Source organism: Hymenobacter segetis, from assembly GCF_054776495.1.
This window is the reverse complement of record NZ_BAAHBV010000002.1, coordinates 1462417-1475258: the sequence shown is the minus strand read 5'-3', so window position 1 is coordinate 1475258 and position 12842 is coordinate 1462417. Positions and strand designations below refer to the sequence as shown.

Here is a 12842-nt window from a genome sequence, read left to right as displayed (position 1 = left end):
CGATTTCCAGTTGCCGGGTAAAGGTAGGAGAAAGCAGAACTTGCGACGGCCCAGCTTTAATTTCACTCTTTATGCTCGTATATATTAATCATTTGTTCACTGATTGAGCGGGAGCATATAATTATTCGCTCTTTTTTCTCTTCTGTCGGCTACGTTACCCAATGAAAGATTCCCGCAATCTGGCTCGCATTATCATCAATCGCCGGCAGGGGCAAGGGCCGTTGCTTGATTTTGAGGCCGGCGATAAGGTCAAGGAAAACCGGTTGGTATCGGCCTTGGCCGAATCGAAAGAGCCCTCCCGGAACCAGCTGATTCGCACGCTCTACGACCAGCCATCGGTGAAGAATGATGCGGCTTTTCGCCAATTGCACGCCCGCGTTTTTGGCAAGCTGCTCAACCACCTCTACTTCCTCGACCATTCGGACCCCCGTTATTCGGTTTCTCGCCGGTATCAGCTCGAATGCCTCGACCTGCTGCACAAGGGCCTGATTCTGTATCAGGAAGGGGCCTCGGCGTTGTCGGCGCGGGTGTGTGCCAGCTGCCTGGCCAAGGCCATACAGGACGGCTTTACGGCCTATGCCATTGAGGCCGCGCAGCAGCTGCGCACCGTGTATGCCGAAATGCAGGAGGTGAAGAAGTTCCGGGCCGTGGTGAAGGAACTGGAGCGCCTGCAGGGGCTCCGGCGGCTGGAGGAGCAAGCCGAAGCGATATACGCCGACGTGCGGCTGGCGCGCACCGGCCCGGTAACGCCGCTTTCTACCATGCTTGCCGCGCTGAAGCCCCAGCTCGAACGGCTGCGGCAGCTGCACCTTCAGGCCCAGACCCCCGGCACGGCCGATATCTACTACCGGGTGCAAATAGTGTACCTGGAGCAATCCGGTGATTACCAGGGTATCATTGATTTTACCCTGGAAGCGGAGCGCCAGCTGGCCCGCGGGCAGTTCAATGCGCACCGGTTCGATATCCGCTTTAATCTGTTCATGCGGATGTATGCCTACCTGCTGACCCAGCAACCGGAAAGGGGGCTTGAGGTGGCCAGGGAAGCCGAAAAGCATTTTCACCCAACGGCGGTGAACTGGATGTATTTTGAGGAGCATCGCCTTTTGCTGGCTATGCACGCCGGCCAGTTCGACCTGGCCCGGCGGGTGGTGCAGCGGGCCCATCTCAGCCCGGTTTTTGAGCGCCAAAACAAGCGGGCGCAACAGCGCTGGGAGTTGTTCGGTGCTTACCTGGACTTCGTACTGCCGCCCACCAAGCCCAGCCCGGCCCGCCGCCGGGAGCTGGGCAAGCTCGCCTTGATGATGCCCGAATACAGCCGCGATAAGCGCGGGCTCAACGTCGCCATTCTGATTGGCCAAGTGCTCTACTTCCTGCAGGAGCAGGATGCTGAGGCCGTGGTGCTGCGAGTGGAATCGCTGCGCAAATACCGGCTGCGGCACCTGCGGGAAGCGACAAACCAACGCACCCGCCTGTTTCTGCGCTTGCTGCAGCTCATCGCCGACGAGCAGTTTGACCCCGCCCGGTGTGCGGAGCGCGCCGCGCCGCTCCTGCACCAGCTGGCGAATACCCCACCGCCCGGAGAGGCTTTTGCGGAAGTCGAGATAATTCCCTATCCCTTGCTCTGGGGCATCATTTTGCAGCACCTGCGCACCTCCCCACCGGCGCTCAAGCCCCTCTTGGCTGCTGCTGCCGCAAGTAGCCCGGCCACCCAGTAGGCGGGGGGCGGGTTGTAAGCTTTCAGTAGAAAAAACGAATACAACCCGACGAGCGCCGTGGTACAAGCCAAGCGCACAGCGGCGGGGCCGGTTGTCGGCAATTCATCGTCTGGTTTTAAACACCTTATCCAGAAAATTGGCCGTGAACTGGAGCGTGGGCTCGAACCAGGGGTTGAACAGCGGAAACGTGTGGGGCGAATCGGGGAAGGCGTGGGTTTCGTGGTAGATGTGGTAGGTATCCAACTGCTTAATCAGGTCCTCGCGGCCCGCGTGCATCCGGTCTACGGCGCTGTTGATGAATACGATGGGCGGGGTTTGGGGCGTGACGTGGCTCAGGCCCCCGGCCTGCTCCCACAGCGCCGGCTTTTCCGTTTTCAGCCCGCCCAGCCACGCTGAGGCCGGCGAAGGCTGGTTGTTGGCACTTTCGCCCGATTCGGGGTGTGTGAACGACAGCGTACCATCCACGTCCACGATGGCCTGCACGCTGCTGGAGTGGCTGGTGTTGCAGGCGCTGCCTTCCAGCTGCTTATCGCCATTGGTGGTGCCCACCAGGGCCGCCAGCTGCCCGCCGGCCGAGAAGCCCCACACGGCAATCCGAGTCGTGTCGATGGGGTAATGCCGCGCGTTGGCGCGCAGCCAGCGGATGGCGGCCTTCAGGTCGTGCACGGCCGCGGGGTATTGGGCCTCGGTCGAGAGACGGTATTCGGCCGTGACGGTTACGTAGCCCCGGGCCGCAAGCTGCTGGGCCATGGGAATGTGGTTCGACCGATTGCCGGAGCGCCAGCCGCCCCCGTGAATGAACAGCACCGCCGGGTAACCTTTCTTCCGCTTGGCCTTGGGGTAGAAAATGTCCAGCTGCAAAGCGCGCGTGCCCAAAGTGCAATAAGTCAGGTTGTAAGCGGCCTGCACCGTTGCGGGCAGGGCGGGCTGGGCAATGCTGATTTCAGGGTGACGCTTCTTCTCTTTGATAAAAGCGCTCCGCACCGTGAAGGAAGTATCGCGGGCCGCCGGCAGCTGCTGGGCTTGGGCCGGGCCCGTCAGCAAAGCACCGCCCAGCAGGGCCGACCCGGTCAGCCGGAAAAAGCATTTTTGAAAGGACATGTGCATCTGTAAGAAATCGAAATAATGAGTCTCGCCAGTGCCTAGCTTTTGACTTTGACGGCTTTGGCATTGGCACCGGCTTTGGCTTCAACGGCCATGCGCCCTTTGCCCGCCTCGGTGCGGGCGGCCGTAATCTTTTCGGTGCGGCTGCCGCTCACGCTGAACAAGGGCTGGGCGGCGGGGGCCGTCACCCGCAAGCCGTCGAAGCTGATGTTGCGGCTGTTTTCCACGTACACCACCGGCGCGGCCGCCTGGGTTTCCAGCCGCAGGTTGCTGATGCGAATGTCCTGCGCCTCAATCAGCTCCACGCCTTTGTTGGTTTTCAGTACGAGGTTATCGAAGCTGATTTGCTGCACGCTCATCTCGGGCAGGCCGCGCAGGAAAAGGCCGCGCTCGGCCCCGTTGCAGACGATGTTGCTGATGGTGAAATTTCGGAACCGTGGCGTGGCCTCCGTCACGGCCGGAATGGTTTCGGGGGCGGCCTGGCCGTCGGCCAGCTTGGCCGGAGCCTTCGTGAAGTAGTACATGTCGAACAGAATGGCGTCGTGCACAATGTCCTTCATGGCGATGTTGCGCACGAAAATATTCTCTACCACGCCGCCGCGGCCCCGGGCCGTTTTGAAGCGCAGGCCGATGTCAGTGCCCATAAACGTGCAGTCTTCCACAAACAGGTTGCGCGCCCCGCCCGACATTTCGGAGCCGATGACGAAGCCGCCGTGCGCCCGGTACACCACATTGCGGCGGATGACGGCGTTTTCGGTGGGCATGCCGCGCTTGCGGCCCTCCGCATCCTTGCCCGATTTGATGCAGATGCCGTCGTCGCCCACGTCGAAGGTGCAGCCTTCCACCAGCACGTTGCGGCACGACTCCACGTCGAGGCCGTCGCCGTTCTGGGCGTAATCGGGGTTGCGGGCCAGCACGTTGCGCACCGTCAGGTCCTCGCACATCAACGGGTGCAGGCACCAGGCCGCCGAGTTCTGAAACGTCACGCCGTCCAGCAGCACCTTTTTGCAGCTGGTCAGCACCAGCAGGTTGGGGCGCAGAAAGTCCTTGATGGGCGCATAGTCCTGCGCGGTTTTGCCCGGCACCACGTCGCCGGGGTTGGGCGTTACGGAGCCCAAGCGCGTCTTTTCGGACGGGTACCATTTCTTGCCGTCCTCGCTCACCAGGCCGCCGGAGGCTACCTTTTTCTTCCATTCGTTGTCCGTCAGTCGGTCGCGGCCCACCATGCGCCAGGCGTCGCCGTTGCCGTCCACAATGCCGCGGCCGGTGATGGCCACGTTGGTCAGGCCGGTGCCGGACAGCGGCGACTGATTGCGGTAGGAGGGCTTGCCCTCAAAGCTGCCCAACACCAGCGGATATTGGTCGAAATCGGTGGTGAACTGCAGCACGGCCGCCCGCACCAGGTGCAGGTTCACGTTGCTTTTTAGCTCCACCGGCCCCGTCAGCCACAAGCCCTGGGGCACCAGTACCACGCCGCCGCCCTTGCGGCTGCAATCGGCAATGGCTTCGTTAATGCTTTGCGTATTGAGCGTGATGCCGTCGGGCTTGGCCCCGTAACGCTTGATATCGAACGTGTCGGCTTTGAACGTGGGCAACTGAGCCGTGGGCAGGTGCGCCCAGGAATAGGTTTCGGCAGCCTGCGCCAGGGCCGGCCGGGACGAGCCCAGCAGCGCAGCCGTCAGGAGGGCCACCGGTAAGGAGAGGTATGTTTTCATAAGCAGGGAAAATAGTTTGGCGGGTCACCTTTGATGGCGCTGGTTTTACTTCGGCAGCCACGGCGTAGTGCCCGCGAAGATGTTCGGGAGGGTATAGCGCCGGGCCTCTTTGGGCGTGAGCTGCCGGCTCCAGGCCACGCGGCCCTTGGCCGCAGCGCCGGGGCCGGTGCTGGCAAATTCGGCGTAGTAAGCCGTGGCTTCGTTGCTGGCTTTGCCCCAGTTGTCCCAGCCTTCGGGCCGGATGTGCGCGCCCATTTCGGTGTTGAGGAACACGGTGCGGGCATTGGGCCGCCAGGGCCGGCCAAGGTAAACCTTGGTGGCCTCCGGCCCGCCCGTGAGCTTGCAGTTCAGAAACACCAACCCAAACGCCTGCCGGGGCCAGGTAGAAGCGGCCGTGATGTAGGAATTGGTTTTGCTGAAAATGGTGCAGCCCTCAAACACGGCCGTGCTGGAACCAAAGATGAAATCCGTGGTGCCCTCGATGTAGCAGTCCTGGTAGTATTGCCGGCTGTTCTCGATGGCCAAAAACAGCGTGTCCTGGTTGCCTAGCAGGCGGCAGTGGCGGAAGGTGGCGCGGTCGCCCTCCACGTGCAGGGCCACGGCCTGCCCCACGCGCCCGGCCGAATTCTCGAAGGTGATGTTTTCGGCCGTGAAGTCGTTGCCCTGCACGCGCACCGTGGCCGAGGTGTAGGTGCTGTGCTTCTCGGCATCGCCGGAATAATCGCCGAAGGTGATGACCACGCCCTCCTTGCTTTCGCCCAGCAGAGTGATGTTGGTTTTCTGCGAGGGCACCAGCAGCTTCTCGTGGTAGGTGCCGTTTTTGATGAAAATGGTAGCCGGCACCTGCATGAAGTCTCGCACGGCCATTACTGCTTCCTGAATGGTGCGGTAGTCGCCGCTGCCATCGGGTGCCACCGTCAGGCGCACGGGCACCAGGAAGGTTTCGATTTTAGCCGATGCCTTGGCCGGGGCCGCCGGCGGCGCTACCTGAGCGTGCAGGTGCGGGGCAGTCAGCAACAGGCTGATGACTGCTACAAGATTTCTAAAGCGCATCAATAGAATTAATTATGAATGATTCGACCTGACCGGTTAGCGTGCTTGCGGGTCCACCGTTTTGGCGGCGGTGCGCTGCACAATGCGGGTGGCCAGCTCCAGCTTGAGCGCGCGGATGTCGGCCAGCACGATTTCGGCCATCTTGCGCGCGCCGAGTTCGTTGAAGTGCGTGTTGTCTTCCTTGCCGTCGGGGTAGTTGGGGTGCTCGCCGGGCACCACCTGGTTGAAGAGCAGCTTCGAGTTTTCGACGCCGAACTGCTGCAGCATGGCCTGGCTTTCGCGGTCGAGGTCGATGAGCGGCACCTGCTGCTCGCGGGCGGTGACGCGCACAATTTCGGAGTACACGTTGTGGGTGCCCTCCACCTTGCCGGCGGCGTCAAACTTGCGCCGGGCCACGGGCGTGATGAGCACAGGCGAGGCCTTTTTGGCGCGGGTTTCGGCGATGAAGCGGATGAGGTAGTTCTTATAATCGGCTTCCGGGGTGTAGCTTCTTTTGGTGGGCACTTCGTCGTTGTGCCCGAACTGGATGAAGACGTAGTCGCCTTCCCGGAGGCCCTCGGCCACGGGCTGCCAGCGGTTTTCGGCCACGAAGCTTTTGGTGCTGCGGCCGTTCTGGGCGCGGTTGTCCACGGTCACCGTCTCATCAAAAAAGTAGACGAACGGCATGCCCCATCCGGTTTCCGGGTAGGCTTTGGTTTCCTTTATCGACATGGTGGAATCGCCGATAAGGTACACGGTGATTTTGCGGGGCGGCGGCGCAAACGCCGTGAGCAGCAACAGGCCCAGCGCGGCGGCGCTTTTTAGCACGTAATTAGTCATGGGCTGAAAGTTGAATGAGGTGATTTTCAAAGGTCTGAAATTGCGCTTAGTCAATAGCTACGCTGCTGCCCGTCAGCTTCACCTCCGCCTTCAATATCCGGCCATCGGCCAGCGACTGGCTGAGCGGCTGGCCCCCACCGGCGAAAAGCTGGACCCTGCCGGGCCGCTCCGCCCGCTGGGCCTGCGCATTGAGCCGCGAGAGCTGGCGGGGCGTGAGGGTGAAGGTTACGGTTTTCTTTTCGCCAGGCTGGAGGGCTACGCGGCGGAAGCCTTCCAGCGCGTGCAGCGCCACCGGGCCCCGGGCATCGGGGTGGCGCACGTAGAGCTGCACCACCTCGTCGCCGGCGCGGCGGCCGCGGTTCTGCACCTCTACGCTCACCGTTACGGGCTGGCCGGTGGGGGCCGTGGCGGCCACTTTCAGGTTGCTGTATTTGAAGGTGGTATAGCTCAGGCCGTAGCCGAAGGGGTAGAGCGGAGTGTCTTTGAAATAGCGGTAGGTGCGCCCGGCCATGTCGTAGTTATCGAACGCGGGCAACTGCTTTTCCGATTTGTAAAACGTCACCGGCAGGCGGCCCGAAGGGTTGTAGTCGCCAAACAGCACATCGGCCAGGGCCGTGCCCGTGGCCTGCCCGCCGTACCAGGTGTTCACGATGGCCGGTAAGTTTGCTGCCTCCCAGGTGCAGCCGATGGCGCTGCCCGTCATCATCACAAACACCACCGGCTTGCCCGTGGCGTGCAGCAGCTTCAGCAGCTCGGTTTGGGCCTTGGGCAGGGCAATGGTGGTGCGGTCGCCGCCGCCGAAACCTTCGATGTCCACTTTCATCTCCTCGCCTTCGAGGCGCGGCGAAATGCCGCCCACGAACACCACCACGTCGGCCGCTTTAGCCTGGGCCAACACGCGCTGCTTATCTAAGGGCAGCACGTGGGCAGCGCCGAATTTCAGCGTGGCCCGGCCGCTATTCTGAAAATACTCCAGCTTGATATTCAGGTTTTTGCCGGCCTGTACGTTGGTGGTGTACTGGCTGGTGGAGGCATTTTGCGTTGCCCATTTATCTACCACCAACTGGTCGTCGATGAACAAGCGGTAGCCGTCATCGCCGGCGAGCTGGAAGGCCAGCTCCTCGGTTTTGTCGGGCGTGAAGGTGGTGAGGTAGCGGGCAGAAACGTTCTCCGAGCGCAGGCCCGGCGCGATTTCCTGGTCGGGGTCGCTGAGGTTGCGGTTCAGGCGTGCTTCCTGCAGACTGGCCACGGGCGGCCCTTCCAGCTTGGTGCCCTTGAAATACTCGGCTTTAAAGCCCGGCTTACCGTCGTAGGCCAGGTGTTTGTTGACATCGAAGGTTTCGTAAATGATGTCGCTGGCGTAGTCAACGCCTTGCGTATAAGTTACCTCGGTGCTGGGTCCCACCTTGGCCCGGATGCCCGCCAGCGGCGTCACGTTGGTGGTCGGGAAGCCGTTGTAGTTGCCGAGCTGCACGGTTTCGTTGTCGGCATTGGGGCCGAATACGGCAATTTTCTTCAGGTCCCGGCGCAGTGGCAGGGTGTTTTGCTCATTCTTGAGCAGCACGATGGATTCCTGCGCCATTTTGAGCGCGTGGGCTTGATGCGGGGCGCTTTCCACCACACTCATGGGGGTTTGGGCGTATTTCACGCGCTCCACCGGGTCGAACATGCCCAGCTGAAAACGGATTTTGAAAAGCCGCTTCACCGACACGTCCACCTGCTGCTCGGTTAGCAGCCCGCGCTTGATGGCTTCCTGCAAGGAATTATAGGTGAATAGCTTGCCATTGGCGCATTCCAGGTCGGTGCCGTGCAGCACGCCGGTGGCAGCGGCGGCGGGCGCATCGGCGTCTGTTTTGTGAGTGCGGTAGAAGTCGAGGATGCCGCCGCAGTCGGACGTGACGTAGCCCGTGAACTGCCATTTCTTGTACAGAATCTCGTTCATCAGCTTGTCGCTGCCGCAGCAGGGCTGGCCGGCGTAGGCGTTGTAGGCGCACATCACGCTGGCCACTTTGGCGTCCACAATCAGGTCGCGGAAGGCGGGCAGATACGTGTCCCACAGGTCATAGTCGCTGATTTGGGCGTTGAATACGTGGCGCTGGGGCTCGGGGCCGCTGTGCACGGCGAAGTGCTTGGCGCAGGCCGTTATTTTGTAATACTTCGGGTCATCGCCCTGGAAGCCTTTCACCAGGGCCATGCCCAGCTGGCCGGTCAGGTAGGGGTCTTCGCCGTAGGTTTCCTGGCCCCGGCCCCAGCGCGGGTCGCGGAAGATGTTGATGTTGGGCGTCCAGAACGTGAGACCCGTGTATTTACCCCGCTCGCCGCGCCGCTGGTATTCCTGGTGAATGGCCCGCGCCTCGTCGGCCGTCATGGTGGCCATTTGCAGCATAGCGTCCTGGTCAAACGTGGCGGCCATGCCGATAGCCTGCGGAAACACCGTCGTTTTCAGGGTCGTGCGGGCCACGCCGTGCAGGGCCTCATTCCACCAGTTGTAGGCCGGAATGCCCAGCCGGTCGATGGCCGGCGAGTTATTCAGCATCTGCGAGACTTTCTCCGGCAGCGTCAGCCGCCCCATCAAGTCATTCACGCGCTCATCAAAAGGCAAATCCGGGTTGCGAAAGGGCAGGTTGGCCGGAGCCTCGGCCGCGACGACTGGGGTAGTAGTGGGCGGGGCGCTGGCGGTTGGCTGGGTGGGTTGGCTGGCGACGCAACCGGCCAGTAGGGACAGCGACAGGGCTATTAGCGGCTTGTTCATAGAAAGAGAGAAGGAAAAACTTCCGGTCGTCCGCCAATGGGGGAAGGGCGTGAGGCCGGATAAGCAAGGCACCGCAAAGGCATATTGGTCGAGCTACTTTTTCGCGGTTAGAAAGCCCATTTCCAGCAGCCAGGCCTCGCACAGCGTCGTCCACTGGTTGGCCGAGCCGGGGTTGTTGCGCACGGCGATGGAATGCGCGCCCTGCGGGAAAATATGCAGCGAGCCGGGCACGCCGTGCTCCACCAGCGCCTGGTAGAACAGCAGGCTGTTGCGCTGATTAACGGTGGGGTCGTTGTATGCGTGGGCCAGGAAAGTGGGCGGCGTGGCGGCCGTCACGTGCAGCTCGTTCGAGAATTTCGCCACCAGTTCCGGCGGCGCGTTCTCGCCCAGCAGCGCGTTGCGGCTGCCCACGTGCGCGTACTGCCCCAGCGTGATAACCGGCGAAACCAGCACCATGAAACTGGGCGCGAAAGGCTGCTTGTCCAGCGAATCGCCGATGGCCGACACATCCTCCGGGTGAGTGCCGAGGGTGGAAGCCAGGTGCCCGCCCGCCGAGGCACCCATGATGCCGATGCGGCTGGGGTCGAGTTTCCACCGGGCGGCGTTGGCCCGAATCAGGCGCATGGCGCGCTGGGCGTCCTGCTCGGGGGCGATGCTGCGCTCTTTCAGGTCGGGCGAGTTGGGTAGGCGGTAATTGAGCACAAAGGCCGTGATGCCAATGGTGTTGAACCACTTGGCCAACTGCGTGCCGCCTACCAGGTACGTCAATTTCTGGTAGCCGCCCGGCGGGCAGATGAGCACGGCGCAGCCCTTGTTTTCCTCTTTCGAGGTGAAGAAAGCATATATGCCTGGCGTGCCCACCTGCACTATTCGCTCGTTCTCAATCTTGTCTTCCAGCTTCAGACCTTTTGAATTGGGCATCTTCTTCCGCGGCCACAGCGGCAGGAATTCCTGGGCCATCACGGGCCGGAAACTCAGGCTTAGCAAGCAAAAAAGAAGGAGGCGAAGCGGCATAGCTGGCACTGGCGCTTATTGCGCAGTTAGGTCGTAAGACTGGCCGGCCTGGGTGGCCAAATCGTAGAGCGTGAAAGCGGCCAGCCTGCGTTTGGCGGCCGTGGCCTTGGCTGAAATGAGCGGCGCTTTCACGGGCAGAATTTGGTAGAATTGGTTGGGGTTATCGCCCTGCGCGGCCGTGAGCTGGGTTTTGCCGGTGGCTTTGAGGGGGCTGTGCAGGCGCACGCGGCAGTTGCCGCCGAGGCGGGAGGTGATGTGCAGGCGGGTGACTTTGCCCTGCTCCCAGGCCAGGTCCACCACGTAGCCGCCCCGGGCCACGAGGCCGCGTACTTCGCCGGTGGGCCAGGCATCGGGCAGGGCCGGCAGGATGTCGATAGCACCATCGTAGCTCTGCACAAACAGCTCGGCCAGGCCCGAGGTGCAGCCGAAATTGCCGTCAATCTGGAACGGCGGGTGGGCGTCGAGCAGGTTGGGGTAGGTGCCGCCGCCGGTGGCTTCGTTCACCTTTTCCACGGTGCCGGGCAGGAGGCGCAGCTGGTTGGTGAGCAGCTTATACGCGTGGTTGCCGTCCTGCATGCGCGCCCAGAAATTCACCTTCCAGCCCATCGACCAGCCCGTGGAAATGTCGCCCCGCTGGGTGAGCGTGACGCGGGCGGCCTCGAACAATTCGGGCGTGTGGTAGGGCGAAATCTGCCCGCTCGGGAACAGGCCGTAGAGGTGTGAGATATGCCGGTGCGTGCCCTTGGGGTTGTCGAGGTCCTGCAGCCACTCCTGCACCTGCCCGTACTGGCCAATCTGCATGGGGGCCAGCCGCGCCCGCATGGTGCGCAGTGTATCGGCAAAGGCCTTATCGGTCCCCAGCAGCTCACTGGCCCGGATGGTTTTGGAAAACAGGTCCGTCACCAATTGATTGTCCATGGTGGTGCCGGCCACGATGCTGATTTTGGTATTGTCAAGCTGGTAAGAGTTTTCGGGCGACATCGACGGGCTCACCACCAGCCACTTGTGTGTGGGCTCCTCCTGCAAGGCATCCACGTAGTAGGTGGCCGCGCCCTTCAGCACGGGGTAGTATTCGCGCAGAAAAGCCTGGTCGCCGGTGAACTGGTAATGGTCCCAGAGGTGCTGCGAGAGCCAGGCCCCGCCCATCGGCCAGAGGCCGTAATTGGGCTTATCGACTTGCCCGGTGATGCGCCAGATGTCGGTGTTGTGGTGCATCACCCAGCCGCGGGCGCCGTACATGGTGCGGGCGCTTTGCTGGCCGGTCACGCTCAGGTCTTTGAGCATGGCGAAGAGCGGCTGGTGCATCTCCGGCAGGTTGGTGGGCTCGGCGGGCCAGTAGTTCATTTCCGTGTTGATGTTCACGGTGTACTTGCTGTCCCAGGGGCCTTTCAACTTGTCATTCCAGATGCCCTGCAGGTTGGCCGGCTGCCCGCCCGGCTGCGAGCAGCTGATGAGCAGGTAGCGGCCGTACTGAAAATACAGGGCCGCCAGGGCGGGGTCCTGGCCGTTGGCGAAGTTGGCCAGGCGCACATCGGTGGGCTTTTGGGCGGCGGGCGTCACGCCCAGGCTCAGGCTCACGCGGTTGAAATACTGCTGGAAGGCGGCCACGTGCGCGGCCCGGGCGGGCTCGTAGGGCTTGCCCACGGCCTGGGCCAGGTAGGCGCTGGCCCGCTGGGCAGCATCGCCGCTCACGTCGTGGTAGTTGATGAAATTGGTGCCGATGGAAATGTAGAGCGTGGCGCTGGTGGCGTGCTCGATGCGCAGGCCCTGCGGCTCGGCCAGCACTTTGCCGCCCTCGGCCACCACTTGCACGCGGGTCTGGAACTTGATTTGGCCGGGCTGGCCTTCGTGCTCGTTGCCGCTGCCGTCGAGAATCAGCTGATTATTTTCGGTGCGCAGGGTGGATTTTACCAGCGTTTCTTCGCTGAGCTGGCAGTCGATTTTGCCCGGCTTGCTGGCCGTCAGCCGCACCACCATCACTTGGTCGGGAAACGAGCTGAACATTTCGCGCTTGTAGCTCACGCCGTCCAGCTGGTAGCTCACCGAGGCCACGGCGCGGCCAATGTCCAGGTCGCGGTAGTAGCTGGTGGCTTTTTCATGGCCGGGGAAGGTTAGGTAGAGGTTGGCCGCCATCTGGTAGGGCATGCCGCTGTTGCCTTGCGGCAGCATTTTTTCCTGGGCCAGGGCCTGGGCTTCTACCTGCTGGCCGGCTTTCAGCTGCTCGCGCAACTGCCGGATGATGGGCAGCGCGTCGGGCTTCACGTTGTTGTTCGGGCCGCCGGCCCAGATGGTCGACTCGTTCAGCTGTAGCCGCTCGCGCTCGGGCGTGCCGAAGACCATTGCGCCCAGCCGGCCGTTGCCGATAGGCAGGGCCTCGTTCCAGTTGGCGGCCGGGTGGTCGTACCACAGCTTGAGCGGCGTGACTGGCAATGGTTTGGCAGCAGCGGGCGATACGCCCGCCGCCAACAGGCCCAGGCCGATGGACAGGTACGTGGAGGCCTTCCGGCGCAGCGGCACTACTTTCATCAGGAAAGAATAACGTGGAAAAAGCAAGCGAACAGGGCGAAAAAAACGGTGGGCAACCCCACCCGATGCTCGTTTACAGCACCGGTTGGAGTTGCCCGAACAGCCCCCATTTGGACTCCCACCCGAATGAGGCTGTTCATGTCG

Annotated in this window: 8 protein-coding genes; 1 reads left to right on the top strand and 7 read right to left on the bottom strand. The window is 62.4% G+C overall.

Annotated features, from left to right (window positions below):
* Positions 1 to 161: 161 nt before the first annotated feature.
* Positions 162 to 1715, top strand: a complete 1554-nt coding sequence (locus ACYU70_RS16575) for a hypothetical protein (RefSeq protein WP_342298518.1) — start codon at positions 162 to 164, stop codon at positions 1713 to 1715.
* Between the two features lie 102 nt (positions 1716 to 1817).
* Here the strand turns inward: ACYU70_RS16575 and ACYU70_RS16570 are convergent, their stop codons facing one another.
* The 7 genes from ACYU70_RS16570 to ACYU70_RS16540 all read right to left on the bottom strand — a co-directional run bounded on the left by ACYU70_RS16570 (position 1818) and on the right by ACYU70_RS16540 (position 12698).
* Entirely contained in the window at positions 1818 to 2816 is a 999-nt protein-coding gene (locus tag ACYU70_RS16570) for an alpha/beta hydrolase (protein ID WP_342298520.1), read from the bottom strand.
* Positions 2817 to 2857: 41 nt separating this feature from the next.
* Positions 2858 to 4534, bottom strand: coding sequence for a glycoside hydrolase family 28 protein (locus tag ACYU70_RS16565; RefSeq protein ID WP_342298522.1), 1677 nt, complete (start codon positions 4532 to 4534; stop codon positions 2858 to 2860).
* A 45-nt stretch (positions 4535 to 4579) separates the two neighbouring features.
* Positions 4580 to 5587 (bottom strand): pectinesterase family protein, encoded by a 1008-nt coding sequence (locus ACYU70_RS16560; RefSeq protein ID WP_342298523.1) that lies wholly within the window; start codon positions 5585 to 5587, stop codon positions 4580 to 4582.
* Between the two features lie 36 nt (positions 5588 to 5623).
* Positions 5624 to 6406 (bottom strand): rhamnogalacturonan acetylesterase, encoded by a 783-nt coding sequence (locus ACYU70_RS16555; protein ID WP_342298524.1) that lies wholly within the window; start codon positions 6404 to 6406, stop codon positions 5624 to 5626.
* Between the two features lie 46 nt (positions 6407 to 6452).
* Complete coding sequence (locus tag ACYU70_RS16550; RefSeq protein WP_460616046.1) at positions 6453 to 9158, bottom strand: glycoside hydrolase family 3 protein; 2706 nt, start codon at positions 9156 to 9158, stop codon at positions 6453 to 6455.
* A gap of 93 nt (positions 9159 to 9251) precedes the next feature.
* Positions 9252 to 10145 (bottom strand): alpha/beta hydrolase, encoded by an 894-nt coding sequence (locus ACYU70_RS16545; RefSeq protein ID WP_460616045.1) that lies wholly within the window; start codon positions 10143 to 10145, stop codon positions 9252 to 9254.
* 42 nt (positions 10146 to 10187) lie between these two features.
* On the bottom strand, positions 10188 to 12698 hold the full coding sequence (locus ACYU70_RS16540) for a glycoside hydrolase family 95 protein (protein ID WP_460616044.1): 2511 nt from the start codon (positions 12696 to 12698) through the stop codon (positions 10188 to 10190).
* Between the last annotated feature and the right edge of the window lie 144 nt (positions 12699 to 12842).

Coding starts and splice junctions, on each gene's coding strand:
- ACYU70_RS16575 (WP_342298518.1), top strand. CDS start 162: ATGAAAGATTCCCGCAATCTGGCTCGCATTATCATCAATCGCCGGCAG.
- ACYU70_RS16550 (WP_460616046.1), bottom strand. CDS start 9,158: ATGAACAAGCCGCTAATAGCCCTGTCGCTGTCCCTACTGGCCGGTTGC.
- ACYU70_RS16540 (WP_460616044.1), bottom strand. CDS start 12,698: ATGAAAGTAGTGCCGCTGCGCCGGAAGGCCTCCACGTACCTGTCCATC.
- ACYU70_RS16555 (WP_342298524.1), bottom strand. CDS start 6,406: ATGACTAATTACGTGCTAAAAAGCGCCGCCGCGCTGGGCCTGTTGCTG.
- ACYU70_RS16560 (WP_342298523.1), bottom strand. CDS start 5,587: ATGCGCTTTAGAAATCTTGTAGCAGTCATCAGCCTGTTGCTGACTGCC.
- ACYU70_RS16565 (WP_342298522.1), bottom strand. CDS start 4,534: ATGAAAACATACCTCTCCTTACCGGTGGCCCTCCTGACGGCTGCGCTG.
- ACYU70_RS16570 (WP_342298520.1), bottom strand. CDS start 2,816: ATGTCCTTTCAAAAATGCTTTTTCCGGCTGACCGGGTCGGCCCTGCTG.